This window comes from Pantoea rwandensis (genome assembly GCF_000759475.1).
GTDB lineage: Bacteria > Pseudomonadota > Gammaproteobacteria > Enterobacterales > Enterobacteriaceae > Pantoea > Pantoea rwandensis_B.
The window spans coordinates 2,945,695-2,970,699 of sequence record NZ_CP009454.1 but is presented as its reverse complement, the minus strand read 5'-3'; the positions used below and the strand labels follow the sequence as shown (position 1 = coordinate 2,970,699).

The 25,005-nt window shown below is 52.8% G+C and carries 19 protein-coding genes, 3 tRNA genes and 1 other RNA gene; 11 read left to right on the top strand and 12 right to left on the bottom strand.

All coding sequences use genetic code 11. The features are described 5' to 3' along the window. Positions 1-377: 377 nt before the first annotated feature. Entirely contained in the window at positions 378-2,765 is a 2,388-nt protein-coding gene (ppsA, locus tag LH22_RS13505) for a phosphoenolpyruvate synthase (protein ID WP_038647320.1), read from the top strand. Between the two features lie 99 nt (positions 2,766-2,864). Here ppsA and rprA read toward each other — a convergent pair. Both rprA and ydiK read right to left on the bottom strand, forming a co-directional pair. Then, positions 2,865-2,972: antisense sRNA RprA (gene rprA / locus LH22_RS20290), an RNA gene on the bottom strand. A 316-nt stretch (positions 2,973-3,288) separates the two neighbouring features. Beyond that, the gene (gene ydiK / locus LH22_RS13500; RefSeq protein WP_038647318.1) at positions 3,289-4,401 is read right to left on the bottom strand and encodes an AI-2E family transporter YdiK; all 1,113 of its coding nucleotides are present in this window, start codon (positions 4,399-4,401) and stop codon (positions 3,289-3,291) included. Between the two features lie 206 nt (positions 4,402-4,607). On the opposite strand from ydiK, the gene ydiJ reads away from it, so the two are divergent. Then, positions 4,608-7,661, top strand: coding sequence for a D-2-hydroxyglutarate dehydrogenase YdiJ (ydiJ, locus tag LH22_RS13495; protein WP_038647316.1), 3,054 nt, complete (start codon positions 4,608-4,610; stop codon positions 7,659-7,661). Between the two features lie 30 nt (positions 7,662-7,691). Here ydiJ and LH22_RS13490 read toward each other — a convergent pair whose 3' ends face one another. Continuing rightward, positions 7,692-8,096: a hypothetical protein gene (locus tag LH22_RS13490; RefSeq protein WP_038647314.1), complete on the bottom strand. Its 405-nt coding sequence runs from the start codon at positions 8,094-8,096 to the stop codon at positions 7,692-7,694. 390 nt (positions 8,097-8,486) lie between these two features. Between LH22_RS13490 and sufA the strand changes: the two genes are divergently transcribed. From sufA to LH22_RS13455, 7 genes are all read left to right on the top strand, one after another. After that, positions 8,487-8,861 (top strand): Fe-S cluster assembly scaffold SufA, encoded by a 375-nt coding sequence (gene sufA, locus LH22_RS13485; RefSeq protein ID WP_038647312.1) that lies wholly within the window; start codon positions 8,487-8,489, stop codon positions 8,859-8,861. A gap of 5 nt (positions 8,862-8,866) precedes the next feature. Next, positions 8,867-10,360 (top strand): Fe-S cluster assembly protein SufB, encoded by a 1,494-nt coding sequence (sufB, locus tag LH22_RS13480; protein ID WP_038647310.1) that lies wholly within the window; start codon positions 8,867-8,869, stop codon positions 10,358-10,360. Between the two features lie 39 nt (positions 10,361-10,399). Continuing rightward, positions 10,400-11,146, top strand: a complete 747-nt coding sequence (gene sufC / locus LH22_RS13475) for a Fe-S cluster assembly ATPase SufC (RefSeq protein ID WP_034821684.1) — start codon at positions 10,400-10,402, stop codon at positions 11,144-11,146. Then, the gene (gene sufD / locus LH22_RS13470; RefSeq protein WP_038647308.1) at positions 11,121-12,398 is read left to right on the top strand and encodes a Fe-S cluster assembly protein SufD; all 1,278 of its coding nucleotides are present in this window, start codon (positions 11,121-11,123) and stop codon (positions 12,396-12,398) included. The genes sufC and sufD overlap by 26 nt, the downstream gene beginning before the upstream one ends. Then, on the top strand, positions 12,395-13,618 hold the full coding sequence (gene sufS / locus LH22_RS13465) for a cysteine desulfurase SufS (RefSeq protein WP_038647306.1): 1,224 nt from the start codon (positions 12,395-12,397) through the stop codon (positions 13,616-13,618). The genes sufD and sufS overlap by 4 nt, the downstream gene beginning before the upstream one ends. Positions 13,619-13,638: 20 nt before the next feature. Further along, complete coding sequence (gene sufE, locus LH22_RS13460) at positions 13,639-14,055, top strand: cysteine desulfuration protein SufE (RefSeq protein ID WP_038647304.1); 417 nt, start codon at positions 13,639-13,641, stop codon at positions 14,053-14,055. Positions 14,056-14,116: 61 nt separating this feature from the next. After that, positions 14,117-15,154, top strand: a complete 1,038-nt coding sequence (locus LH22_RS13455) for a L,D-transpeptidase family protein (protein WP_038647302.1) — start codon at positions 14,117-14,119, stop codon at positions 15,152-15,154. 65 nt (positions 15,155-15,219) lie between these two features. On the opposite strand, the gene LH22_RS13450 is transcribed toward LH22_RS13455, so the two are convergent. The 6 genes from LH22_RS13450 to LH22_RS13425 all read right to left on the bottom strand — a co-directional run bounded on the left by LH22_RS13450 (position 15,220) and on the right by LH22_RS13425 (position 19,291). Further along, positions 15,220-15,456, bottom strand: coding sequence for a major outer membrane lipoprotein (locus LH22_RS13450; protein WP_007374746.1), 237 nt, complete (start codon positions 15,454-15,456; stop codon positions 15,220-15,222). Between the two features lie 304 nt (positions 15,457-15,760). After that, complete coding sequence (gene pykF, locus LH22_RS13445) at positions 15,761-17,173, bottom strand: pyruvate kinase PykF (protein WP_038647298.1); 1,413 nt, start codon at positions 17,171-17,173, stop codon at positions 15,761-15,763. A gap of 344 nt (positions 17,174-17,517) precedes the next feature. Further along, a tRNA-Val gene (locus LH22_RS13440) sits at positions 17,518-17,594 on the bottom strand. A 12-nt stretch (positions 17,595-17,606) separates the two neighbouring features. Beyond that, positions 17,607-17,683, bottom strand: a tRNA-Val gene (locus tag LH22_RS13435). Positions 17,684-17,686: 3 nt separating this feature from the next. Then, positions 17,687-17,763, bottom strand: a tRNA-Val gene (locus LH22_RS13430). A 154-nt stretch (positions 17,764-17,917) separates the two neighbouring features. Next, positions 17,918-19,291 carry an MATE family efflux transporter gene (locus LH22_RS13425; protein ID WP_038647296.1) on the bottom strand — a complete coding sequence of 458 codons (1,374 nt, stop codon included), beginning with the start codon at positions 19,289-19,291 and terminating at the stop codon, positions 17,918-17,920. A gap of 198 nt (positions 19,292-19,489) precedes the next feature. Between LH22_RS13425 and LH22_RS13420 the strand changes: the two genes are divergently transcribed. Beyond that, positions 19,490-20,140: a riboflavin synthase gene (locus LH22_RS13420; protein WP_034821656.1), complete on the top strand. Its 651-nt coding sequence runs from the start codon at positions 19,490-19,492 to the stop codon at positions 20,138-20,140. A 46-nt stretch (positions 20,141-20,186) separates the two neighbouring features. Here the strand turns inward: LH22_RS13420 and cfa are convergent, their stop codons facing one another. Both cfa and punC read right to left on the bottom strand, forming a co-directional pair. Further along, a complete protein-coding gene (gene cfa, locus LH22_RS13415; RefSeq protein ID WP_038647294.1) occupies positions 20,187-21,335 on the bottom strand; it encodes a cyclopropane fatty acyl phospholipid synthase in 1,149 nt (382 codons plus the stop codon). 309 nt (positions 21,336-21,644) lie between these two features. Beyond that, positions 21,645-22,847: a purine nucleoside transporter PunC gene (punC, locus tag LH22_RS13410; protein ID WP_038647292.1), complete on the bottom strand. Its 1,203-nt coding sequence runs from the start codon at positions 22,845-22,847 to the stop codon at positions 21,645-21,647. A 108-nt stretch (positions 22,848-22,955) separates the two neighbouring features. Between punC and punR the strand changes: the two genes are divergently transcribed. After that, positions 22,956-23,867, top strand: a complete 912-nt coding sequence (punR, locus tag LH22_RS13405; RefSeq protein WP_038647290.1) for a DNA-binding transcriptional activator PunR — start codon at positions 22,956-22,958, stop codon at positions 23,865-23,867. Here punR and purR read toward each other — a convergent pair. Further along, positions 23,864-24,889, bottom strand: coding sequence for an HTH-type transcriptional repressor PurR (gene purR, locus LH22_RS13400; RefSeq protein ID WP_038647288.1), 1,026 nt, complete (start codon positions 24,887-24,889; stop codon positions 23,864-23,866). The genes punR and purR overlap by 4 nt on opposite strands. Between the last annotated feature and the right edge of the window lie 116 nt (positions 24,890-25,005).

Sequence of the window (25,005 nt, the reverse complement as noted above, 5' to 3'; positions counted from 1 at the left end):
TGAAATATCCATATCATTAGCGCTTTCTGCTGGAATTTGATTTGTGTGATGAACAATATTAGATGAAATGCTGTTTTGAAAACGGCTATTTCCCCGCAATTTTTATCACAAGGTAAAAATAAAGTCTGAATCTGTTGCGCAACAAAAAGAAATGGCTAACCCTCTGAAAAGGGGTAAAATATCGTTGCGACCATGTTTCAGCATTAAATAAGCCCGTTGCGCAACGCTAGCACTAACAGGTACTAGTCCGATTTTGCGTTTCTTTTTCTGCTTTAACGATTCAACACTTAGTCTTTATTAATTGATTGTGCCAGGCTGTTTTGGCGAATAGCAAATTGTTCCATGTGCCCCAATCATTTAAATGAAGGATAATCTCAATGTCCAATCAAGACCAACAGTCGCTAGTGCTCTGGTACAACCAGCTTGGCATGCATGATGTTGATCGGGTGGGGGGCAAGAATGCTTCTCTGGGAGAAATGATTACTAACTTGTCGTCACTGGGCGTCTCCGTGCCTAACGGCTATGCCACGACATCTTACGCCTTTAATCTGTTTCTCGATCAAAGCGGACTGAACCAGCGCATTTATGATTTGCTGGACAAAACGGATATTGATGATGTGGAAGAGCTGGCTAAGGCCGGTAAACAAATTCGTCAATGGGTTGTGGACACGCCATTCCTGCCTGAGCTGGAAGAGGCGATCCGTACTGCCTATGAGCAACTCTCCTCTGATGATGCCGACGCTTCCTTTGCGGTGCGATCATCCGCCACCGCGGAGGACATGCCCGATGCCTCGTTTGCGGGGCAACAGGAGACGTTCCTTAACGTGCAGGGCTTCGATGCGGTGCTGGTCGCCGTGAAGCACGTGTACGCTTCCTTATTTAACGATCGTGCGATCTCCTATCGTGTGCATCAAGGTTACGACCATCGTGGCGTTGCCCTGTCAGCCGGTATTCAGCGCATGGTGCGATCCGATCTCGCCTCTTCCGGCGTGATGTTCACTATTGATACTGAATCCGGTTTCGACCAGGTGGTCTTCATCACCTCGGCGTTTGGCCTCGGAGAAATGGTGGTGCAGGGGGCGGTCAACCCGGATGAGTTCTATGTGCATAAACCGACGCTGGCAGCCAATCGCCCGGCCATCGTTCGCCGCACCATGGGCTCCAAAAAGATTCGCATGGTCTATGCCGATTCTCAGGAACACGGTGAGCAGGTGCGCATTGAAGATGTCGATCAGGAGCAGCGAGACCGCTTTAGTCTGACCGATGAAGAAGTGCAGAATCTGGCGCGTCAGGCGGTGTTGATTGAGCAGCACTACAAACGCCCCATGGATATCGAGTGGGCCAAAGATGGTCACACCGGCAAATTGTTCATTGTGCAGGCGCGTCCGGAAACTGTGCGGTCTAACGGTCAGGTGATGGAGCGCTATAACCTGCAAGGGAAAGGCAAGGTACTGGTCGAAGGCCGTGCCATCGGCCATCGCATTGGCGCGGGTGAAGTGAAAGTGATTCATGACATCAGCGAAATGCACCGCATCGAAAAAGGTGATGTGCTGGTCACGGACATGACTGACCCGGATTGGGAACCGATCATGAAGAAAGCCTCCGCGATTGTCACCAATCGTGGCGGCCGTACCTGCCATGCGGCGATCATCGCCCGTGAGCTGGGCATTCCTGCTGTCGTTGGCTGCGGCGATGCCACCGACCATCTGAAAGATGGGCATAAGGTGACCGTTTCCTGTGCTGAGGGCGACACCGGTTATGTGTATCAGGATCTGCTGGACTTTGAAGTGACCAGTTCGCAAGTGGATACCATGCCGGACCTGCCACTGAAAATCATGATGAACGTCGGCAACCCGGATCGCGCCTTTGACTTCGCCTGTTTGCCGAACGAGGGTGTCGGTCTGGCACGTCTGGAATTCATCATCAACCGTATGATCGGCGTGCATCCAAAAGCCCTGCTGGAATTTGACCAGCAGACACCGGAATTGCAGCAGCAGATTCGTCAAATGATGAAAGGTTTCGATGATCCGGTTGAGTTTTACATCGCCCGTCTGACCGAAGGGATCGCGACCCTGGGTGCGGCCTTTGCGCCGAAGCGCGTCATTGTGCGCCTCTCAGACTTCAAATCGAACGAATACGCCAACCTGGTGGGTGGCGAGCGTTACGAGCCAGAAGAAGAGAACCCGATGCTGGGCTTCCGTGGCGCGGGGCGCTATGTGGCGGACAGCTTCCGCGACTGTTTCGCGCTGGAGTGTGAAGCCGTGAAACGTGTGCGTAATGAAATGGGTCTGACTAACGTCGAGATTATGATTCCATTTGTGCGCACCGTTGACCAGGCGGCGGCCGTGGTGGAGGAACTCGGTAAGCAAGGTCTGAAGCGCGGTGAGAACGGCTTGAAAGTGATCATGATGTGTGAAATACCATCAAACGCCTTACTGGCTGAGCAGTTCCTGCAGTACTTCGATGGCTTCTCTATCGGTTCAAACGATATGACGCAACTGGCGCTGGGCCTGGATCGCGATTCTGGTGTGGTCTCGGCGCTGTTTGATGAGCGCAACGACGCCGTGAAGGCGCTGCTGTCGATGTCAATTCAGGCCGCGAAGAAACAGGGTAAATACGTGGGAATTTGCGGGCAGGGCCCTTCAGACCATGAAGACTTCGCAGCATGGTTGATGGAGCAGGGGATTGATAGCCTGTCATTGAACCCGGATACCGTGGTGCAAACCTGGTTAAATCTGGCGGAATTGGATGCTGCTAAGCAGTAATCAGACATCAATTAGGACGCGTTTGGGGTAAATCTGAAGCGTCCTTGATGAAATCATTAAGGCCAGCGCTGCTGGCCTTTTCTTTATCCATAAAAAATACAAAAAAAAAGCCCATCACAGGGGATGGGCAAAGACTACACACAGCAATTCTTCACTTTACTCAGGGGAAAAAGGTTGTTTAAAAATCAGTGGTTTGATCTCAAACATAGGATTCATGTTATTCATCAGGCTTGCTGGCGTCTTTAAGAATCCTCTTATTAGTTTAAAGCTGATAATCTTTTCTGTGCTTTTTTAACGGTTGCGCCTGATGATTCAGTTCGAAAAATAATCATTTCGTTAGCGAAATCCACCTAAAGCGCCTAAATCTGCGTTTTTTCTTAAAAATCGCTTATGAAAAATAAAGGGTGTTGCAGTCAATTATGTGACAGCGATTAAGTTGCTTTCAGCGCGCCAGGTAAGGCAAATCAGGAGTGGGAGAAGAAGGCGGTGCATTTATCTGCACCGCTCGCGGAAAAGGCCTGCTTTAAGGTTGCTCTTCCTCGTGTTCGGCAAGAGCTTCGATGGCCGTTTGCGGGTCATCATCCGGAGCAGGTGCTTCATGCATCCACACGGAAACCAGACGATAGGACACGGCTAATACCACAGGACCAATAAAAAGCCCGATCATGCCGAAGGCGATCAATCCACCGATAACACCGGAAAGGATCAGAATCATCGGCAGATCTGCACCCATGCGAATCAGCATCGGACGTAACACGCTATCGAGCGTACCGACCACACAACTCCACACCAGTAATATCGTGCCCCAGGTGGTATCGCCACTCCAGTAGAGCCAGATGATGGCCGGTACCAGCACCACTAACGGCCCCAACTGCACCAGGCATGTCAGAATCATCAGCACGGTGAGCAGAGTGGCGTAAGGGATGCCGGAGATTGCCAGGCCAATACCGCCCAGCACACCCTGCACCAGCGCCGTCACCACCACGCCCAGCGCCACGGCACGAATCGCTTGCCCGGCCAGCAGCACCGCCGCATCGCCGCGACGTCCGCCCATGCGATAAGCAAAGTGGCGAATGCCGTGGCCGACCTGCTCACCGCGCCAGTAGAGCAACACGCTAAATAGCAGCATGACGGCGAGGTGAATCATAAAGCGGCCGAAGTGGCCGGCCTGTGCCACAAAGAAGCCTGTGGTGCGACCAATGTAAGGTTGCAGCTGATTTAAAATCGCTGTACCGCCGCCATCGACCATTTTGTGGTAGCTGGCGTAGGTTTTGTTGCCGACATAAGGAATCTCACGCAGCCAGACAAAGTCCGGGAAAACCAGATGGCGTTGCGTTGCCCAGGCGATGACCGGCGCGCTGTTGTCGATCAGGCTACTCACCAGCAGGGCAATCGGAATAATAAACAGCAGCAGTAATAGAATGGTCATGGCGATCACCGCCAGCGATCGTCGTCCCCACAGCAGATGCTGCAAACGGATCATTAATGGCCAGGTCGCAATCACCACCATGCTGGCCCAGGCAAAGCCCAGAATAAAGGGTTGTACCACCCACAGGCAGGCGATGATCATGATGAGAATGAACATCAACGAGAACAGCAGTTGCGGTAGATCCATACCGCGTTGCAGGCTTTTCATCACAACGTTTTGACCTCAATTAATCCTTCGTGGTGGACCGCGTGGGCCCTGATCAATGATGAGCTATTTCCTGAAAATTAAACAGAAAAAAGCAGGGCGCGCGAAGGTCTTTCCTGAAAAAACAGCAGGGGATAAAAAAATATGATAAAACCAATGGTTGAAAAAAATAACCACGCAAACGTTTACAACATCTCGGTCACGCAATAATGATCCCACAGATTTCCCAGGCGCCAGGCCTCGTTCAACTGGTGCTGACATTCCTGCAGTCATTAAAAGAACAAGGCTTCACCGGCGATACCGCCACCAGTTATGCCGATCGTCTCTCGCTTTCTACCGATAACAGCATTTATCAGTTGTTACCCGATGCCGCGCTGTTTCCGCGTTCGACAGCGGACGTGGCGTTAATTGCGCGTCTGGCGGGTGAAACGCGGTTTAACAGCCTGGTGTTTACCCCACGCGGCGGCGGAACGGGTACCAACGGTCAGTCACTCAATCAGGGCATTGTGGTTGACATGTCGCGCTACATGAATCGCATCCTTGAAATCAATCCTGAACAGGGTTGGGTGCGTGTGGAAGCGGGCGTGGTGAAAGATCAGCTCAATGCCTGGCTGAAGCCTTATGGATTCTTCTTTTCGCCGGAGCTCTCCACCAGTAATCGCGCTACCTTAGGTGGCATGATCAATACCGATGCATCCGGACAGGGTTCGCTGGTGTATGGTAAAACCTCGGATCACGTGGAGGGATTGCGGGCGGTTCTGCTCGGCGGCGATATCCTGGATACCCGCGCGATGCCTACCGAACTGGCTGAGCAATTAGCAACAACACCGACAGCTGAAGGGCGCATTTATCAACAGGTGTTGAATCGCTGTCGTGATCAGCGTGACCTGATTCTGGATAAATTCCCTAAGCTTAACCGCTTCCTGACCGGTTATGACTTGCGTCATGTGTTCAGCGATGACATGCAAACCTTCGATCTGACGCGCTTGTTATGCGGTGCAGAAGGGACGCTGGCCTTTATAACGGAAGCGCGTCTGGACATCACGCCGATCCCTAAAGTGCGTCGTCTGGTGAACATCAAGTACGACTCCTTTGACTCTGCGTTGCGTAATGCCCCTTTCATGGTGGAAGCCAAAGCGCTGTCAGTGGAAACCGTGGACTCTAAAGTGTTGAATCTGGCACGAGAGGATATTGTCTGGCACTCGGTAAAAGAGCTGATTACCGATGTGCCGGATAAGGAAATGCTCGGTCTGAATATTGTTGAATTTGCCGGTGACAACGGCGAATTGATCGAACAGCAGGTCAACAGCTTGTGTGCTCGGCTGGATGAGTTGATGGCGCAGCAGCAGGGCGGTGTGATTGGCTATCAGCTGTGTAATGATTTAGGCGGTATCGAGCGCATCTATAATATGCGCAAAAAAGCGGTGGGCTTGCTGGGCAACGCCAAAGGGCGCGCTAAGCCGATTCCGTTTGTGGAAGACACGGCAGTACCGCCAGAACAACTGGCGGATTACATTGTCGATTTCCGTGCTTTGCTCGATAGCCATGGCCTGAATTACGGCATGTTTGGTCATGTGGACGCCGGTGTTCTGCACGTGCGTCCGGCTCTGGATATGTGCGATCCGCAGCAAGAGATGCTGATGAAGCAAATCTCCGACGAAGTGTTGGCGCTGACCGCGCGCTACGGCGGATTACTGTGGGGTGAACACGGTAAAGGATTCCGCGCGCAGTACAGCCCGGAATTTTTTGGCGAGACGCTGTTTAACGAACTGCGCGCGATTAAAGCGGCCTTCGATCCTGATAATCGCCTGAACCCTGGCAAGATTTGCACCCCGCTGGGCAGCAACGAGCCGATGATGCAGGTGGATGCGGTGAAACGCGGCACTTACGATCGTCAGATTCCGGTCACGGTGCGAACTGACTGGCGCGGCGCCATGGAGTGCAACGGCAACGGCTTATGCTTCAACTTTGATGCGCGTAGCCCTATGTGCCCATCGATGAAGATTACCCGCAACCGTATCCATTCGCCTAAAGGACGCGCGACGCTAACGCGTGAATGGTTGCGTTTGCTGTCAGAGCAGGGCGTTGATCCCTCACAGCTGGAACAGGCGCTGCCGAAACAGGGGGCCAGCCTGCGCACACTGATCCAACGCACGCGTAACTCCTGGCACGCGAAGCAGGGCGAGTATGACTTTTCTCATGAAGTGAAAGAGGCGATGTCAGGCTGTTTAGCCTGCAAAGCCTGTTCGACGCAGTGCCCGATTAAGATTGATGTCCCGGGCTTTCGCTCGCGCTTCTTGCAGCTTTATCACACGCGCTATTTGCGTCCGGTGAGCGATCATCTGGTGGCCACCGTTGAGAGTTATGCGCCTTTGATGGCCAAAGCGCCTAAGGTGTTCAACTTCTTCCTTAAGCAACCGTGGGTACGCGATCTCAGTAAAACCCACATTGGCATGGTCGATCTGCCGTTGCTTTCATCGCCAAGTCTGAAACAGCAACTCGGTGGGCATCCAGCCATGAGCCTGACGCTGGAACAACTGGAAGCGATGGATATCGCGCAGCGTGAAAACTGTGTGCTGGTGGTGCAGGATCCGTTCACCAGCTATTACGAAGCACAGCTGGTGACCGATTTTGTCAAATTGATTGAAAAGCTGGGCTATCGTCCGGTGTTATTACCCTTCTCACCGAACGGTAAAGCGCAGCATGTGAAAGGCTTCCTGCAGCGCTTTGCGCGCACTGCCGGTAAAACCGCCGAGTTTCTAAATCGTGTCGCCCAATTGGGGATGCCGATGGTTGGGGTCGATCCCGCAACGGTGCTGTGTTATCGCGATGAATATCAGGAAGTGCTGGGTGAGCAGCGTGGTGAGTTCAAGGTGCAACTGGTCCACGAATGGTTGCAGCAGGCCCTGAATGCGCGCGCGGTGCAAACTGCCAGCGGCGAGGCCTGGTATCTGTTTGCGCACTGCACTGAAGTCACTGCGCTGCCCTCCACGCCGAATCAGTGGCAGGACATCTTTGCGCGTTTCGGTGCGAAGCTGGAGAACGTCAACGTCGGGTGTTGCGGTATGGCGGGGACGTACGGACATGAGAGCAAGAACCTCGAAAATTCGCTGGGCATCTACGAACTCTCGTGGCATCCGCAATTACAGAAACTGCCACGTCAGCGTTGTCTGGCGACAGGTTTCTCCTGTCGCAGCCAGGTTAAACGCGCCGAGGGCAACGGCATGCGCCATCCGCTGCAGGCACTACTGGAAATGATGTAAACAAATTGTAGGAGTCGTCACAAAGCTGGATTAGAATATCCAGCCTGCGTGACGGACAAAATCACTCTGCAGGCTGGTGGCTTTATCCCACTCGCCGCTGAGCGCCAGTTGATGACACAAACGAGTTAACGACAGGCGCGCCAGTTGATAGGCCTGAATACGGAATAAACGGTCGCGATCGGCATTGCCCATCTCCTGCACTAAGCGGTGATGAAGCTTGCCCATGGCATGCAGATAGCTTTGGTCGTCGCCGTTAAGCTCGCAGATTTCTGCCATGTCGAGACAGGTGTCGTTAAAGCGACGCAGTTGGTCAATAGTACAATCGTTGCGGTTGAGCTTAGCCTGAGCCATGTAGAAGTCGACGGTGATATCACGCACTGAAAACTTATATTCATCGATTTTGTGTTGTAACCAGGCTGAGACGGTAAGCGTCATGTCGCTACCCTAAATGGGTTAATGATAATCATTATCATATTCAACCGCGTCAGGAATGCAATTCCCGCAATGAAATTTTATTGATTTCCTTTGCCTGTTACTAAAATCGGCAATAACAATCTCTTTACATTGAAGAAAGGCGTAACCTATCAATCATGACGATGTCGTAAAGTTGAATTTCTAAATTTTACGTCATTTTAACGGGTTACGCTGGCGTGGCGCGCACGGGAATGCCGCTCACAAGCTCGATTGAAGAGACTATGCTTAATAAAGCAACAGTAAAAAACAGCACGAGATGATTATCCCTGCAAAACAAGAGGTTGAAGTGGTATCTGATATCACTACCATAGGGGGATAGCCTGAAAAGGCCCAGACTTACGAGGTAGCACTATGTCATCAGTAAATGCAGCTTCCTTTTCACCCGACGATTTCGTCTGGAAAGGGCTTACGCTGACCGAATCGGCAGCGAAACAGATTCTTAACCTGGTTGAGGCGGATCCTGAAGTTAAGGGCCTTAGATTGGGTGTGAAGCAGTCCGGCTGTGCCGGTTTTGGGTACGTTATGGATCTGACAAAAGAGCCAGCCGATGACGACCTGACGTTTGAGCAATTCGGCGCAAAATTATTTGTGCCTCTTCAGGCTATGCCGTTTGTTGACGGTACCGAACTGGATTATGTCCGTGAAGGCCTGAACCAGATTTTTAAATTCAACAACCCTAAAGCTCAGCACGCCTGCGGGTGCGGTGAGAGTTTTGGCGTCGAGTAAGTAAAATGTCACGACACAGCGAAGCATCTGACGATGTACAAACGTGGGAAGGTAGCCTGAATTATAAAGAAGGCTTCTTTACCCAGTTGCAAACCGACGAATTGGCACACGGCATCAATGAAGATGTGGTGCGTGCCATTTCGGCCAAACGTAACGAACCTGAGTGGATGCTGGAATTCCGCCTCAAGGCCTTCCGTGCCTGGTTAGAGATGGAAGAACCACATTGGTTGAAAGCCAACTACGCCTCACTCGATTATCAGGACTACAGCTACTATTCCGCGCCGTCTTGCGGCAATTGCGATGATAGCTGCGCGTCTGAACCGGGTGCGAAGCAAACATCTGGCAGCGTAGCGTCAAGCGATTACCTGACGAAAGAAGTGGAAGACGCTTTCAATCAGTTGGGTGTTCCGGTACGTGAAGGACGTGAAGTCGCCGTTGATGCGATTTTTGACTCTGTTTCCGTATCCACCACCTATCGTGACAAACTGGCTGAGCAAGGCATTATCTTCTGCTCATTCGGTGAAGCGATTCACGATCATCCAGAGCTGGTGCAGAAGTATCTCGGTACTGTGGTTCCCCACAACGATAACTTCTTCGCAGCATTGAACTCTGCTGTGGCTTCAGACGGTACTTTTGTTTACATCCCCAAAGGCGTGCGTTGCCCGATGGAGCTGTCGACTTATTTCCGTATCAACGCGGCGAAAACGGGTCAGTTCGAACGTACCATTCTGATCGCCGATGAAGACAGCTATGTCAGCTACATCGAAGGCTGCTCCGCGCCTGTGCGTGACACCTACCAGCTGCACGCCGCAGTGGTTGAAGTGATCATCCACAAAAACGCCGAAGTGAAATATTCCACCGTACAGAATTGGTTCCCGGGCGGTGAAGGCGAGGGCGGTATCCTCAACTTCGTGACCAAGCGTGCGCTGTGTGAAGGCGACCACAGCAAGATGTCCTGGACACAGTCAGAGACGGGGTCAGCCATCACCTGGAAATACCCAAGCTGTATCCTGCGTGGTGATTACTCTGTGGGTGAATTCTACTCTGTCGCACTGACCAGCGGCCGTCAGCAGGCGGATACCGGTACCAAGATGATCCACATTGGTAAAAACACCAAGTCGACCATCATCTCGAAAGGGATCTCTGCCGGTAAGAGTGAGAACACTTATCGTGGTCTGGTAAAAATCATGCCAACCGCGACCAACGCGCGTAACTTCACCCAGTGTGACTCGATGCTGATTGGTGCCGAGTGCGGTGCGCACACCTTCCCTTATGTGGAAACGCGAAACAACACAGCACAGCTGGAACATGAAGCCACCACCTCGCGTATTGGCGAAGACCAGATGTTCTATTGCCTGCAGCGCGGCATTAGCGAAGAAGATGCGATCTCAATGATCGTCAACGGCTTCTGCAAAGATGTTTTCTCCGAGCTGCCACTGGAATTCGCCGTGGAAGCGCAAAAACTGTTGGCTATCAGCCTTGAGCACAGTGTGGGCTGATGCCACACGCGTTGCCGGAAGCAATGTGAAGGAAAGAGTATGTTAAGCATTAAAGATTTACAGGTTAGCGTTGAAGACAAAGAGATTTTGCGCGGTCTGAACCTTGAAGTGAAGCCGGGCGAAGTCCACGCCATCATGGGCCCTAACGGCTCGGGTAAAAGTACCCTGTCTGCAACGCTGGCAGGTCGTGAAGATTACGAAGTGACCGGTGGTTCGGTCAGCTTCCATGGCAAAGATCTGCTGGAACTCGAGCCAGAAGAGCGCGCGGGCGAAGGCATCTTCATGGCGTTCCAGTATCCGGTCGAGATTCCGGGCGTCAGCAACCAATTCTTCCTGCAGACTTCTGTGAATGCGGTGCGCAAATACCGTGAGCAGGAAGAGCTGGATCGTTTTGATTTCCAGGACTTCATCGAAGACAAAATTAAACTGCTGAAGATGCCTGAAGATTTGCTGACCCGTTCAGTAAACGTTGGCTTCTCCGGTGGTGAGAAGAAGCGTAACGACATTCTGCAGATGGCCGCTCTTGAGCCAGAACTGTGCATCCTGGATGAAACCGACTCCGGTCTGGATATCGATGCGCTGAAAATCGTCGCTGAAGGCGTTAACAGCCTGCGTGACGGCAAGCGTTCATTCATTATCGTGACCCACTACCAGCGCATCCTGGATTACATCAAGCCAGATCACGTGCACGTGCTGTATCAGGGCAAAATCGTTAAGTCTGGCGATTTCTCGCTGGTTAAACAGCTGGAGGAGCAAGGCTATGGCTGGCTTACCGACGAAGAGTGATAACGCCCTGCAACAGTGGCATCACCTGTTTGAATCGCGCGGTGAGGTGCGTTCTCTGCAGGCTCAGCAGCACTGGCAGCAATTAATGCGTGTCGGCTTGCCGACCCGTAAGCATGAAAACTGGAAATACACCGCGCTGGATGGCCTGTTCGCCAACCAGTTCGTGCTGCCAGAAGCGCAGACCGTTACGGCGGAACAGGTTGCTGAATTAGCGCTGCCGGTGGATGCGGTGCGTCTGGTGTTTGTTGATGGCCGCTTCCAGCCTGAGCTGAGTGCGCGCGACACCGATCTGTTTGACGTGCAGCACAGCCGTGCGGCTGAACGCCGCCCGTTGCCTGCTGCGGTGCAGCCAGAAGTGTTCCTGCATCTGACAGAAAGCCTGGCGGAAGAAGTGACTTCCATTCGTCTGGCGCGCGGCAAGTCGGCGGCACGTCCGCTGTATTTACTGCACATCACCAGCGGCAAAGCCGATGCGTTGAACACCGTTCACCACCGCCATCATCTTGAGCTGGAGCAGAGCGCCGAAGCTGAAGTGATTGAGCATTACGTGACGCTGAACGGTGCGGCACACTTCACTGGTGCTCGCTTTACCTTTGCTGTCGCCGACAATGCCCAACTGAAACACATCAAGCTGGCGTTTGAAGAGAGCAGTAGCTATCACTTTGCACACAATGACATCGTGATTGGTCGTGATGCGCAGGTCAGCAGCACCAGCTTCCTGCTGGGTGCCGGCTTGTCTCGTCACAACACCAGCGTGCAGCTCAACGGTGAAAACACCCAGCTGTCACTGAACAGTCTGGTGCTGCCGATCAACGCAGAAGTGGCGGATACCCGCAGCTATCTGGAACACAACAAAGGCTACTGCCTGAGTCGTCAGCTGCACAAAACCATCTCGCGCGATAAGGGCCGTTCGATTTTCAACGGTCACATCAAAGTGGCGAAGCATGCACTGAAAACTGACGGACAGATGACCAACAACAACCTGTTGCTCGGTCGCCTGGCGGAAGTGGACACCAAGCCGCAGCTGGAAATCTATGCGGATGATGTGAAGTGCAGCCATGGCGCAACGATTGGCCGTATCGACGATGAGCAAATGTTCTATCTGCGCTCGCGTGGTATCCCTGAAGATGCCGCACAGCAGATGATTATCCATGCGTTCGCAGCTGAATTGACCGAACTGCTGGAAGAAGAACCGCTGCGCCAGCTGGTGCTGGAACGCATTAGTGCGCGTTTCCCTGGAGTTGAGTTATGACTTTCGATCTCGAACGAATCAGAGCGGAATTTCCGATTCTGAAACGTGAGGTCAACGGACATCCGCTGGCCTACCTTGATAGCGCGGCCAGCGCTCAGCGCCCGCTCGCGGTTATCAATGCGGAAAGTTATTTTTACCAGCACGGCTATGCCGCCGTGCACCGTGGCATCCACTCGCTCAGTGCGCAAGCCACCACCGATATGGAAAACGTGCGTACGCAAGCCTCGCGTTTTCTCAATGCGGCATCGCCAGAAGAGATTATCTTCGTTAAAGGCACCACTGAAGGCATCAATCTGGTGGCCAACAGTTGGGGCGGCAGTCAGCTGCAATCGGGCGATAACATCATCATCACGGAGATGGAGCACCACGCTAATATCGTGCCGTGGCAGATGGTGGCGCAGCGTACCGGTGCAGAGATTCGCGTTCTGCCGCTTAACGAGCAAGGTGAATTAGCCCTAGAGCAACTGAGTGGGTTGATCGACAGCCGCACACGCCTGCTGGCGGTGACGCATGTTTCCAACGTGCTCGGTACCGTAAACCCGGTAAAAGCCATCGTCGCACAGGCGAAAGCCGCTGGCGTGATCACGCTGGTAGACGGTGCTCAGGCGGTGATGCATCACAAGGTGGATGTGCAGGATATCGATTGCGATTTCTACGTCTTCTCGGGCCATAAAATTTATGGGCCGACCGGCATCGGCGTACTGTATGCGCGTAAAGCACTGCAGGAGATCATGCCACCGTGGGAAGGCGGTGGTTCGATGATCGATCAGGTGATGCTGCCAACCGGCACCACCTGGAACAGCACGCCATGGCGTTTTGAAGCCGGCACACCGAATACCGGTGGCATTATCGGCTTAGGCGCGGCGCTGAACTGGATCAGTGAGCTGGGATTGGATGTCATCAACGAACGTGAGACGTCACTGATGCGTTATGCATTAGACAAGCTCGCGTCGGTGCCAGACCTGATTATCTACGGTCCTGCACAGCGCAGTGGCGTGGTGGCATTCAACCTTGGTAAGCATCATGCATTCGACGTCGGGAGTTTCCTCGATCAATACGGCATTGCGATTCGCACCGGACATCATTGCGCTATGCCTCTGATGCGCCATTATGCGGTGCCCGCGATGTGTCGTGCCTCGTTTGCACTGTATAACAGTGAAGAAGAAGCCGATCGCCTGGCAGCAGGTTTGACGCGTATTCATCGTCTGCTGGGCGGTTGAGCAGATTTCAGGAGTTATCCATGGCGAATTTGCCAGAGAAAGAGAAGCTGGTGCGCAACTTTAACCGTTGCGCTAATTGGGAAGAGAAGTATCTCTACATCATTGAACTCGGTGCGAAATTACCAGAATCCTCTGAAAGCTTACAGCAGCCAGAGTATGTGATTTCCGGTTGCCAGAGCCAGGTGTGGATCCGCATGACCCCACAAGCTGATGGCACCATCGCCTTTGAAGGGGACAGTGATGCCGCCATCGTTAAGGGCTTGATTGCGGTGGTATTTAGCCTCTATCAGGGCTTGCAAGCGCAGGAGATTCTCGCGCTGGATGTCGGTCATTGGTTCGCAGAATTAGAGTTGACTCAACACCTCACTCCTACACGTTCTCAAGGATTGGAAGCGATGATTCGCGCGATCCGTCATAACGCTCAAAGCCTCAGCTAAGTTACACTCTCCAGACCCCGGCATGACCGGGGTCTGTTCCATCCGACAAAGAGAAAATTGCATGAAACCAGCGTTACGTTTAGCCGGTGCATTGCTGTTGTCCTGCTTCGGACTTTCTGCACCTGCATTTGCAACGGAATATCCCCTGCCAGCCGATAACAGCCGTTTAATTGGCGAGAATACCCTGACCACTGTCCCCGACGACAAACGGCCCTTAGAGAGCATCGCAGCGCATTATAAGATTGGGATGCTCGGCATGCTGGAGGCCAATCCTGGTGTCGATCCCTGGCTGCCCAAAGCGGGGACGCAACTGACGGTTCCATTACAAATGCTGCTGCCTGATGCTCCTCGTGAAGGCATCGTCATCAACCTTGCGGAGCTGCGTCTCTACTACTATCCGAAAGGGGAGAATCGCGTGGTGGTGTATCCGATCGGAATCGGCCAGTTGGGCGCTGCGACACCCAGCATGGTCACCAGCATCAGCCAGAAAATCCCCAATCCTACCTGGACGCCTACCGTCAATATCCGCAAACGCTACGCGAAAGAGGGCATCACCTTACCGGGTGTCGTTCCGGCCGGGCCAGACAACCCGATGGGTCTGTTTGCGATGCGTCTGGCGCGCGGGACCGGCCAGTACTTGATCCACGGCACCAACGCCGATTTCGGTATTGGGATGCGCGTGAGCTCGGGCTGTATTCGTTTGCGTCCGGATGATATCGAAGCGCTGTTCAACAGCGTGCCGAAGGGAACGAGGGTGCAGATCGTTAACGAGCCGATCAAGTATGCGGTGGAACCGGATGGCAAGCGTTACGTAGAGGTGCATCAGCCGTTGTCGCGCAATGAGAAGGACGATCCGCAAACGATGCCGATTGCGTTGACCGCAAAATCTAAGGCGTTTATCAATAGCCAGAAGAGTGACACGGCACTGATCAAAGAGGCGATGGCGCGTCGTTCAGGGATGCCCGTACTGGTGAGCAGCGGCGAACCCGTTACGCAGGACACGGCGTTACCAGATGTGCTGCAAACGCAGCAGAGTGGCGCTGGGGCAGGACAAGCGACCATCAGTCAGGCGATGGGTGAGAGCGGCGCGAAACCCTGATTCAGAACCAAAATCAGGACAAAAAAAATGGTGCCACATGGGCACCATTTTTCAAACCAGAACTCTTACTTACGGTAAGAGTGAGCCTGGTTGTCCAGACGCTGGTTAGCGCGAGCTGCGTCATCTTTAGCAGCCTGAACGTCAGAACGGATTGCGTTCACGTCGTTGCTCAGCTGGTCAACTTTGGCGTTCAGAGTCTGAACGTCTGAAGACAGCTGGTCGATTTTAGCGTTGCTTGAGCAACCAGCCAGCAGAGTTGAACCCAGAATTACCGCGCCCAGTACCAGTTTAGTACGATTCATTATTAATACCCTCTAGAATTGAGTTAATCTCCATGTAGCGTTACAAGTATTACACAAAGCTTTTTGAGTTGAGAATAAATTTTTGATGAGAACATGCTTAAATTTGATCGTTCGCTCAAAGAAGCAGCGTTTCGCAGAAGATGATGAAAATATTTAGCTAAAACAGAGAGATTTAATCGGACTAACCTTAATTGTGCGGGATATTGAATAGTTATTATCGATTGGAAAAATCTGGATTTTGTATTAGCGCAAGAATAAAAAAAGCGCCCCAAAAAGGCGCTTTTAAATAAAACTTCAGGCAAAATCAGAGTACGTGGACTGAAGCGGTGTTGGTCGTGCCACTTGGAACCAGCGCACCTGATACCATCACCACAACGTCGCCTTTCTGTGCATAGCCACTTTCCAGCGCCATTTCCTTGCCAATACGGTAGAAATCATCCGTTGAGGCAATTTCAGTCACCAGACGCGTCTCCACGCCTTTGCTCAGAATGAGCTGACGTGCGGTGGTCGCATTGGTGGTCAGCGCCAGAATGGTGGCATCCGGGAAGTATTTACGAATCGCTTTGGCAGACTTACCGCCTTCGGTCGCCACCACAATAACAGGGGCTTCCAGCTTTTCTGCTGTTTCCACTGCACCGCGACAAACCGCTTCAGTGATGCGCATTTTGCGTGAATCCTGCAGCTCACCGATGCGTGATTTCATTACGCGGTCGGTACGCTCACAGATGGTCGCCATGATAGTCACGGATTCCAGCGGGTAACGACCCTTAGCACTTTCACCCGACAGCATTACCGCATCAGTACCATCAAGGATGGCGTTCGCCACGTCGCCTGCTTCCGCGCGGGTAGGGCGTGGGTTCTTGATCATAGAATCCAGCATCTGCGTCGCGGTGATGACCACTTTGCGTGCTTTATTACATTTCTTGATCATCATCTTCTGGGCGAAGATCACTTCTTCAACCGGGATCTCAACACCCAGGTCACCACGTGCAACCATGATGCCGTCAGAGGCTTCCAGAATCTCGTCGAAGTTGTTCAGGCCTTCCTGGTTTTCGATTTTAGAGATGATCTGGATATGCTCGCCGCCGTGGGCTTTCAGGTGCTCGCGAATTTCCAGGACATCCGAACGTTTGCGGATAAAGGAAGCCGCCACGAAGTCAACGCCTTGCTCGCAGCCGAAGATCAGGTCACGTTTGTCTTTTTCAGCCAATGCTGGCAGCTGGATAGAAACACCTGGCAGGTTAACGCCTTTGTTTTCACCGAGGTCACCGTTGTTCAGCACATGACAGACGACAGTGTTTTCTGTCACTTCAGTCACCTGCATACCAATCAGGCCATCATCGACCAACACGGTGTTGCCGATTTTCAGGTCTTCGGTGAAGCCTGCATAGGTCACAGCAACACGTTCGCTGTTACCAATCACTGACTGATCGGTGGTGAAAGTGAAAGTCTGGCCGGCTTTCAATGCAACATCGTTGCCGCCTTCCAGCTTCATGGTACGAATTTCAGGACCTTTGGTGTCCAGCAGAATCGCGGCCTGACGACCGGTTTTTTCCATGACGGCACGCATGTTAGTGATGCGCTGACCATGTTCGGCATAATCCCCGTGAGAGAAGTTCAGGCGCATGACGTTCATGCCCGCTTCCAGCAGTTGAGTCAGCATCTCTTCAGATTCGGTTTTCGGACCGATAGTACAAACAATCTTGGTCTTTTTCATGTCAGGTTTTCTGTAAGTTGTGATGGATGATAGAGGTCGGGATTCGCAGCGCAAGGCAGCGAAGTGAAAATGTGTATGGTGTTGGTTTGGATCGTACAGGAGTAAGAATAGGTGACAGAGGCTAAGCGTGCAGAGAAGTTGTGCAGTACGCGAGGGAACTGGCAGAGCAGTGTTGCGCAAATCATTTGAGTTGTTTGCATAGGCACGTTAGCGCTGAAACCTTTCAGGTGGACAACGCGGCATAGTATAGACGCTAAGTATGCGAAAACCAATATAAAAGCTGAGAGAGAAAACGATACAGATCAAGGAAAGGGGTGTTGCGCAAAGAGAGAGAAAACAAAGAGTGGTGCGCTCTAATGGACTCGAACCATCGACCCCCACCATGTCAAGGTGGTGCTCTAACCAACTGAGCTAAGAGCGCATTTTAGAAATTTGGTGCGTCCGAGTGGACTCGAACCACCGACCCCCACCATGTCAAGGTGGTGCTCTAACCAACTGAGCTACGGACGCACTTGGTGCGCTCTAATGGACTCGAACCATCGACCCCCACCATGTCAAGGTGGTGCTCTAACCAACTGAGCTAAGAGCGCAACATGCTGTCAGGGCGACAGCGGGGACGAATATTAACGGCAGGCCGCGATGCTGGCAAGGGAAAAAATGATTTTCCATGACGACTGACCAGCATCTGTGCGACCCGCTGTTTTTTTAGGCATTGCGGGAGCAAATAACGGCCTGTTCAGCCACTTAGCGGGCCGCGCGCGCCAAAATTATCTGCGCCGGCAAACGTTGCAACCGAAGAATACGCCAAATCATCATCTCGGCAGCAGACGTCAGGCCGACAATAAATCCGCACCAGAATCCTGCTGGACCGAGTTGCGGTACCACCCAGTCGGTGAGCGCCAGAATATAACCCACCGGCAAACCCAGCACCCAATAGGCAATCAGGGTGATAAAGAAGATTGAGCGCGTATCTTTGTAGCCGCGCAGAATCCCGCTACCTATGACCTGAATGGAATCGGAGAACTGATAGATAGCAGCGAGCAGCATAAGCTGGGCGGCCAGCGTAATCACTTCTGGATTGGCGGTGTAAAGTGCGGCGATATGTTCACGGAAGGTGACGGTGAAGATCGCTGTGATAGCGGCCATGCTGATACCGACACCTTGTCCCGTCCATGCCGCCACGCGCGCCTGTTCAGTTGAGCCCTGCCCAAGCCGATATCCCACGCGGATAGTGGTCGCGACACCGAGCGACAGAGGCAGAACGAACATCAGCGAACTGAAGTTCAGCGCAATCTGATGACCGGCAACTTTAACGATCCCCAGCGGAGAGACCAGCAGCGCGACCACCGCAAACAAAGTGACTTCAAAGAACAGAGCCAGCGCAACCGGTAACCCGAGGTTAAACAGCCGTGACAAAATGACACGTGAGGGCGGAGACCAGCGGCTGTTCATGCGAATATCGCGCATGCTCGCCATGCGTTTAACCCAGAAACGCATCACGATAAACATCACCCAGTAAACCGAGGCGGTGGCGACACCACAGCCTACGCCCCCGAGAGCGGGCATACCGAAATGACCATAAATGAACACGTAGTTCAGCGGAATGTTAACCAGCAAGCCTAAAAAGCCCAGCAGCATGGCTGGCTTGGTTTTTGATAATCCGTCGCACTGATTACGTGCCACCTGGAAGAACAGGTAACCGGGTGCACCCCACAATAATGCATGCAGGTAGCCTTCGGCTTTCGCGGCCAGTTGCGGATCGATATCGTGCATGGCATGAATCAGATACCCTGCATTCCACAGCACCAGCATAACCAGCAAGGCGACTGCCAGCGCCAGCCAGTAACCCTGACGTACTTGTTCCGCGATGCGTTCGCGCCGTCCTGAACCGTTGAATTGTGCAACGGTGGGCGTCAACGCCAGCAGAAGACCATGACCAAACAGAATGGCGGGAAGCCAGATAGAGGTGCCGACAGCAACGGCGGCCATATCCGTGGCGCTCACCGCACCGGCCATAATGGTATCCACAAAACCCATCGCCGTCTGAGCCACCTGAGCAAGGATGACCGGGATCGCGAGGGCCAGCAATTGACGCGCTTCTGTTAAATACTTCTGCACGTAACACCTGCTTAAATTAAGAAGAGAAGAGGGGGATATCCCCAAAGAATGCGCGGCATAGTGTAGCGGTAGCGCTGCGTTCCACCAAACTTTGATCGCATTTTGTTAAGTTGATTGTGTAAAGTTTGAACTCCGGCAAATTAAACCGCGCAGCCCAAGCTGTGATAAACTGGCGCAAACTTCGCAGAGGCTGAAAGTATGTTTACTGGAATTGTGCAGGGCACGGCCGAAATTATCGCCGTGGAAGAAAAAGAGTTGTTTCGTACCCATATCGTTCGTCTGCCGGAAGAGCTCTTACCGGGATTAGCGTTGGGGGCATCGGTGGCGCACAACGGTTGCTGCCTGACGGTGACGGCGATTGAGGGCGATCGCGTGAGCTTCGACCTGATCAAAGAAACCCTGCGCATTACCAACCTGGGAGAATTAGCGGTTGGCGATGTAGTGAATATTGAGCGCGCGGCGAAGTTCAGTGATGAAATTGGCGGACATTTAATGTCTGGCCATATTATGACCACTGCAGAAATCTGCAAAATCATTCAGTCAGAAAATAACCGTGAAGTGTGGTTTAAATTGCAGGATGCTTCTCAGATCAAATATATCCTGCATAAAGGTTTCGTCGGTATCGATGGCATCAGCCTGACCGTGGGTGACGTCACCAAGAGTAAATTCTGCGTGCATCTGATTCCAGAAACCCTGGAGCGCACCACGCTGGGTGCGAAAAAACTGGGACATAAGGTGAATATTGAGATCGATCCCCATACTCAGGCGATTGTCGAGACGGTGGAACGCGTGCTGGCTCAGCGCGAAGCTGCGGCCATTGCGCTGGCGCAAGCCGCAGACGCAGAGTAATCCAATAAAAAAGGCGCCGCGGCGCCTTTTCTCTTGCTGTCATTGATCAACGCCCAACGCGTAAACCCCCTTCTTTACCGCGACTAAAGACCACCTGCCACAATTGGATGTCACGCGCACGGAAAGCGCCGGCGCAAGCATTGAGGTAATAACTGAACATCCGTTTGAAGCGATCGCCGTATTTTTCTTCAAGCTGCGGCCAGGACGCCAGGAACCGTTCATGCCATGCCATTAATGTGGTGTCATAATCCGCACCAAAATTATGCCAGTCTTCCATAATAAAATGTTTTTCGCTGGCATCCGCAATCTGGCGCACAGAGGGTAAACATCCATTGGGGAAGATGTATTTATCAATCCAGGGATCAACATTCATGTCGGTGGTGATGGCACCAATGGTATGCAGTAAAAATATGCCGTCTGGTTTGAGATTGCGATCGGCAACATCAAAATAAGTGGCATAGTTTTTCGGCCCCACGTGTTCGAACATACCGACTGATACAATGCGATCGAACTGCAAATTCAAATCGCGGTAATCCTGCAGCAAGATGGTGACGTCCAACCCTTCGCAGCGTTGCTGTGCCAACTTCTGCTGTTCTGCGGAAATGGTCACACCATGCACTTTAACACCGTAATTGCGTGCGGCAAATTCCGCCAATCCGCCCCAGCCGCAACCGATATCCAGCAGCGTCATGCCAGGTTCAAGCTGCAATTTACGGCAGATCATATCCAGCTTGGCAGACTGAGCCTGTTCCAGTGTCTCTGCGTCTTTCCAGTAACCGCAGGAATACTGCATAAAGGGATCGAGCATCAGTGAAAAAAGATCGTTACCGAGGTCGTAATGCTCTTTCCCGACAATCCAGGCACGTTTTTTCGACTGTAAATTGGTTAAACGCGCGGCCGCAATACGCAAGGTATCTTTAAAATGACGCGGGAGTTGTTTATCCAGATGGTGTTGCAGAACGCGATGGAAAAAGACATCTAATTGTTCGCATTCCCACCAGCCATCCATATAACTTTCGCCCAGACCTAGCGATCCTTCCTGCAAAACACGTTTGAAAAAATCCGGATGCTTGACCTGAATATCCCAGGGGCGTGTGCCATTGACTGCAACATCAGCCCGTTCCAGTAATTCGTTGACGATGCGAAACCAGTGGTTTTCTTCAAGGCTCACTTCTTCTATACACGATGAACTCATAGCTTCTCCATCACCCTTCCGATTTGAACCTGTGGAAATAATAGTCAATTTCCTAAGGCCTGTGAGAGAACTCACGGAAAATCCGTGCGCCAGATATCCGACGTTTTACAGAGGTATGAATCTGAATAGAAATGTCTGTCATCAATCAGGAGAGGAAGATCGTGCAGACGCCATCCCAGCGACAGAGTCGCTTAAAAATAATGCAATTATGTTATTGATTTGTTGCAGAAATGCTGACCCACTGAGTATATGCTCACGTGGGTCAATATTCAACGGGTTATCGTTAGTTTGCTAACGATATTCGTTGCATCAGTGATTATCTTCGCAGGGACAGGAGGTGTGAGCAATATCACTTTGTGCGTTTAGGCTGCGTTGCCAGATGAAACCGGCCCATGCCAGAACTACCGTGGCGACCATCACCAGTGTGGTGTTGTAAAGCGCTTGTTGTAATCCGGCCGAGACCAGCAGGCTGGCAATAAAGCATAAGCCCAGTTGCAGCAGGTTTTGGAGGCCTGCCGCCTTACCTGTGGCATGTGGGAAGGGCGCTAATGCAGTGGCCACCACAATCGGATAGATGGCGCCATTCGCCAGTGCCATGCCGCAGAAGGGCAGCAGCAGTGCAATCAAAGAGGGCGCGGGCATCATCGCGACGACAAACAGACTCAAAATGCTCAGGCTGTAGAGCACCAACAGCCATGGCAGCAGTTGTGACCCTTGATAACGGCTCAGCATCGCACGGCAACCAAAGCCACCAATCAGAAACGCAATGGTCTGCGGAATATAGCTCAGACCAATATCGGCGGGGGTTAAACCCGCTGACGCCAGGATGAAGGGCGAACCGGTTAACCAGGCAAAGAAACTGGCAGAACACGCCGAGTAAATCAGCACGTTGCCGCTGTAAACACGCGTGGTGAACAGATTCAGCCAGCCGGGTTGCGGGGTATGATCGGCTTTGGTTTTTTTAGGCGCGGCAAGTGGCAAGGTTCCGATGATCAGCAGCACGGTGATGATCGTCAGCGCGATAAAGATGCTGCGCCAGTGGAAATGGCCCATCAGCCACGCTCCCAGTAAAGGGGCCAGCGCGGGGGAAAGGGCAACCAGCGGCATAATGGTGGCGAACACTTTGTTAGCCTGGGCTTTAGGATAGCGATCGACCACCAGTGCCTGCCAACTGACGGCAGCGGCGCACACACCAACTGCCTGCACAAAGCGCAGTGCCAGCATCATGTTGACGTCCGTCACCCATAACATCCCCAGGCAACCCAGGGCAAAAATCGTCAAACCTGCCAGTAAAATCGGTTTACGTCCAAAACGATCTGACAGCGGTCCCCAGAATACCTGCGCGCAGGCAAATCCACCGAGAAACAGACTGAGGCTGGCGCTGATGGTGCCCGGTGCGGTGGCGAAGTCGCGTTGCATGTCCCCAAAGGCGGGCAGATACATATCCGTAGCGAGGAAGCCGAGCATACTGAGCACAGCAAGGTAGGGAATAAATCCTTTTGACGACAACATAGTGATTCTCATTGGCAGATTGAACGCCGGGGAGTGTAAAAGAGTGCGTCATTCTTTGTGAAACGCTAATATTTGCGCAGTGCTGTTAAAATTTTTGAAGGCAAAAATATGTGGTCTGAATATGCGCTGGAAGTGGTGGACGCTGTCGCGCGCAATGGCAGTTTTAGTGCTGCGGCCCAGGAGTTGCATCGCGTGCCCTCTGCCGTCAGCTACACGGTGCGTCAGCTGGAAACCTGGTTGGCCGTGCCGTTGTTTGAGCGTCAGCACCGTGAGGTGGTTTTAACCCCTGCAGGCGAGCATTTTGTGCGGGAAGGGCGATCTGTTATCAAAAAAATGCTGGCAACCCGCAGGCAGTGCCAGCAACTGGCGAATGGCTGGCGCGGACAACTCAGTATTGCCGTGGATTGCATTGTAAAACCACAGCGTACCCGGCAAATGGTAAAGGACTTTTACCGTCATTTCCCTGATATGGAATTGATTATCAGCTACGAGGTATTTAACGGTGTATGGGATGCCTTAGCGGACGGGCGGGTCGATGTGGCGATTGGCGCCACTCAGGCGATCCCTGTAGGCGGACGTTTTGCGTTTCAGGACATGGGTGCCCTTAACTGGCGTTGTGTGGTCAGTCCCGACCATCCTCTGGCCGCGCATGCTGAACTCAATGAAGAAGCGCTGCGTGCCTGGCCATCGCTGGTATTGGAAGATACCTCTCGCGCATTACCACGACGCATGACCTGGACATTGGATAATCAGCGGCGTTTAGTGGTGCCAGAGTGGGAAACGGGAATGGACTGTTTGCAGGCGGGATTGTGCGTGGGCATGGTGCCAGGCCACCTCGCGCGACCTTTACTCGACAATGGCGCGCTGGTGGAGTTATCACTGCCGCAGCCGTTTCCGGAAAGCCCCTGCTGCGTCAGCTGGTCAGAACAGCGTGCGTCACCCGCGCTGGAGTGGTTACTCGCCTATCTCGGCGATGCTGAAACGCTGAACCACGAATGGCTCAGCGAAAATCAGCATTAACGGCGGTAATCGCGGAATGGACCGTCCGCCACAGAGCGGCGCTCAATCAATGTTGGCTGCACTTCTATGGTTTGCGGCTCTTCGCGTTTGCTGGTGATACGATCCAGTAACATTTCCAGTGCTTTCTCGCCCAACTGAGCCTTCGGCTGGTGGACCGTGGTCAGCGCCGGGGTGAAATAGCGCGCGTTGCGCACGTTATCATAGCCAATAACGGAGATATCCTGCGGCACGCGCAGCCCCATCTCATCGGCGGCACAAATCGCGCCCATCGCCATGATATCGCCACCACAGAACACGGCGGTCGGACGCTGTTTCTGATTAAGGATCTGCTGCATCGCCTGATAACCTGATTCTGGCTCGAAGTCGCCCTGAACCACCCATTCCGGCCGCACAGTCACACCGGCTTCGCTCATCGCCTGCAGGAAGCCCGCATGGCGCCCCCCGCCGGTGTTGCGCTCCATTTGGCCCGGAATGGCACCAATATCACGGTGACCGCGCTCAATCAGGTAACGACCCGCCAGATAACCGCCGTGGAAGGCGTTATCCTGCACGGTATCGGTGAAGTCGCCGCGAGAGGCGCCCCAGTCCATGACCACCATCGGGATATTGCGGTTCTCTTCCAGCATCTGCAGTAAATCGTCAGGATACTCGGAGCACATGACTAAGAGACCATCCACACGCTTTTGCGCCATCATCGACAGATAAGCGCGCTGCTTTTGTAAATCGTTATGCGCATTGCCCAGAATCAAGGTATAGCCGCGTTCGAAACAGTGGTTCTCAACGGCTTCAATAATTTCGGCAAAATAGGGCGCTTCACTGGAGGTGGCCAACAGTCCCAGCGTTTTGGTGTGATTCACCTTCAAACTGCGCGCAACGGCGCTCGGCGAATAGTGCAGCTCTTTGATCGCTTCCCATACGGCGTTACGCGTTTCCTCTGCGACAAAACGCGTTTTGTTGATGACATGCGAAACAGTGGTAGTTGATACACCGGCGCGTTTCGCTACATCTTTAATTGTTGCCATGAAAAAGGTACTCCCCGGCTTATCGCAACTTACTGATAAGTATATTGTTAAACGTTTGCGTCTGCGAAGGGTTTTACGCCCTAAAAAGGGGGCAAATCTGCCGTTTCAGGCAGGGA

Excerpts from the sequence above, each read along its gene's own strand:
- sufC (WP_034821684.1), top strand. The coding sequence starts at position 10,400 with ATGTTAAGCATTAAAGATTTACAGGTTAGCGTTGAAGACAAAGAGATT.
- cfa (WP_038647294.1), bottom strand. The coding sequence starts at position 21,335 with ATGAGTTCATCGTGTATAGAAGAAGTGAGCCTTGAAGAAAACCACTGG.
- LH22_RS13450 (WP_007374746.1), bottom strand. The coding sequence starts at position 15,456 with ATGAATCGTACTAAACTGGTACTGGGCGCGGTAATTCTGGGTTCAACT.
- LH22_RS13420 (WP_034821656.1), top strand. The coding sequence starts at position 19,490 with ATGTTTACTGGAATTGTGCAGGGCACGGCCGAAATTATCGCCGTGGAA.
- punC (WP_038647292.1), bottom strand. The coding sequence starts at position 22,847 with ATGTTGTCGTCAAAAGGATTTATTCCCTACCTTGCTGTGCTCAGTATG.
- ydiJ (WP_038647316.1), top strand. The coding sequence starts at position 4,608 with ATGATCCCACAGATTTCCCAGGCGCCAGGCCTCGTTCAACTGGTGCTG.
- punR (WP_038647290.1), top strand. The coding sequence starts at position 22,956 with ATGTGGTCTGAATATGCGCTGGAAGTGGTGGACGCTGTCGCGCGCAAT.
- sufA (WP_038647312.1), top strand. The coding sequence starts at position 8,487 with ATGTCATCAGTAAATGCAGCTTCCTTTTCACCCGACGATTTCGTCTGG.
- LH22_RS13455 (WP_038647302.1), top strand. The coding sequence starts at position 14,117 with ATGAAACCAGCGTTACGTTTAGCCGGTGCATTGCTGTTGTCCTGCTTC.
- pykF (WP_038647298.1), bottom strand. The coding sequence starts at position 17,173 with ATGAAAAAGACCAAGATTGTTTGTACTATCGGTCCGAAAACCGAATCT.
- purR (WP_038647288.1), bottom strand. The coding sequence starts at position 24,889 with ATGGCAACAATTAAAGATGTAGCGAAACGCGCCGGTGTATCAACTACC.
- sufE (WP_038647304.1), top strand. The coding sequence starts at position 13,639 with ATGGCGAATTTGCCAGAGAAAGAGAAGCTGGTGCGCAACTTTAACCGT.
- sufB (WP_038647310.1), top strand. The coding sequence starts at position 8,867 with ATGTCACGACACAGCGAAGCATCTGACGATGTACAAACGTGGGAAGGT.
- ydiK (WP_038647318.1), bottom strand. The coding sequence starts at position 4,401 with ATGAAAAGCCTGCAACGCGGTATGGATCTACCGCAACTGCTGTTCTCG.
- LH22_RS13490 (WP_038647314.1), bottom strand. The coding sequence starts at position 8,096 with ATGACGCTTACCGTCTCAGCCTGGTTACAACACAAAATCGATGAATAT.
- sufD (WP_038647308.1), top strand. The coding sequence starts at position 11,121 with ATGGCTGGCTTACCGACGAAGAGTGATAACGCCCTGCAACAGTGGCAT.
- ppsA (WP_038647320.1), top strand. The coding sequence starts at position 378 with ATGTCCAATCAAGACCAACAGTCGCTAGTGCTCTGGTACAACCAGCTT.
- sufS (WP_038647306.1), top strand. The coding sequence starts at position 12,395 with ATGACTTTCGATCTCGAACGAATCAGAGCGGAATTTCCGATTCTGAAA.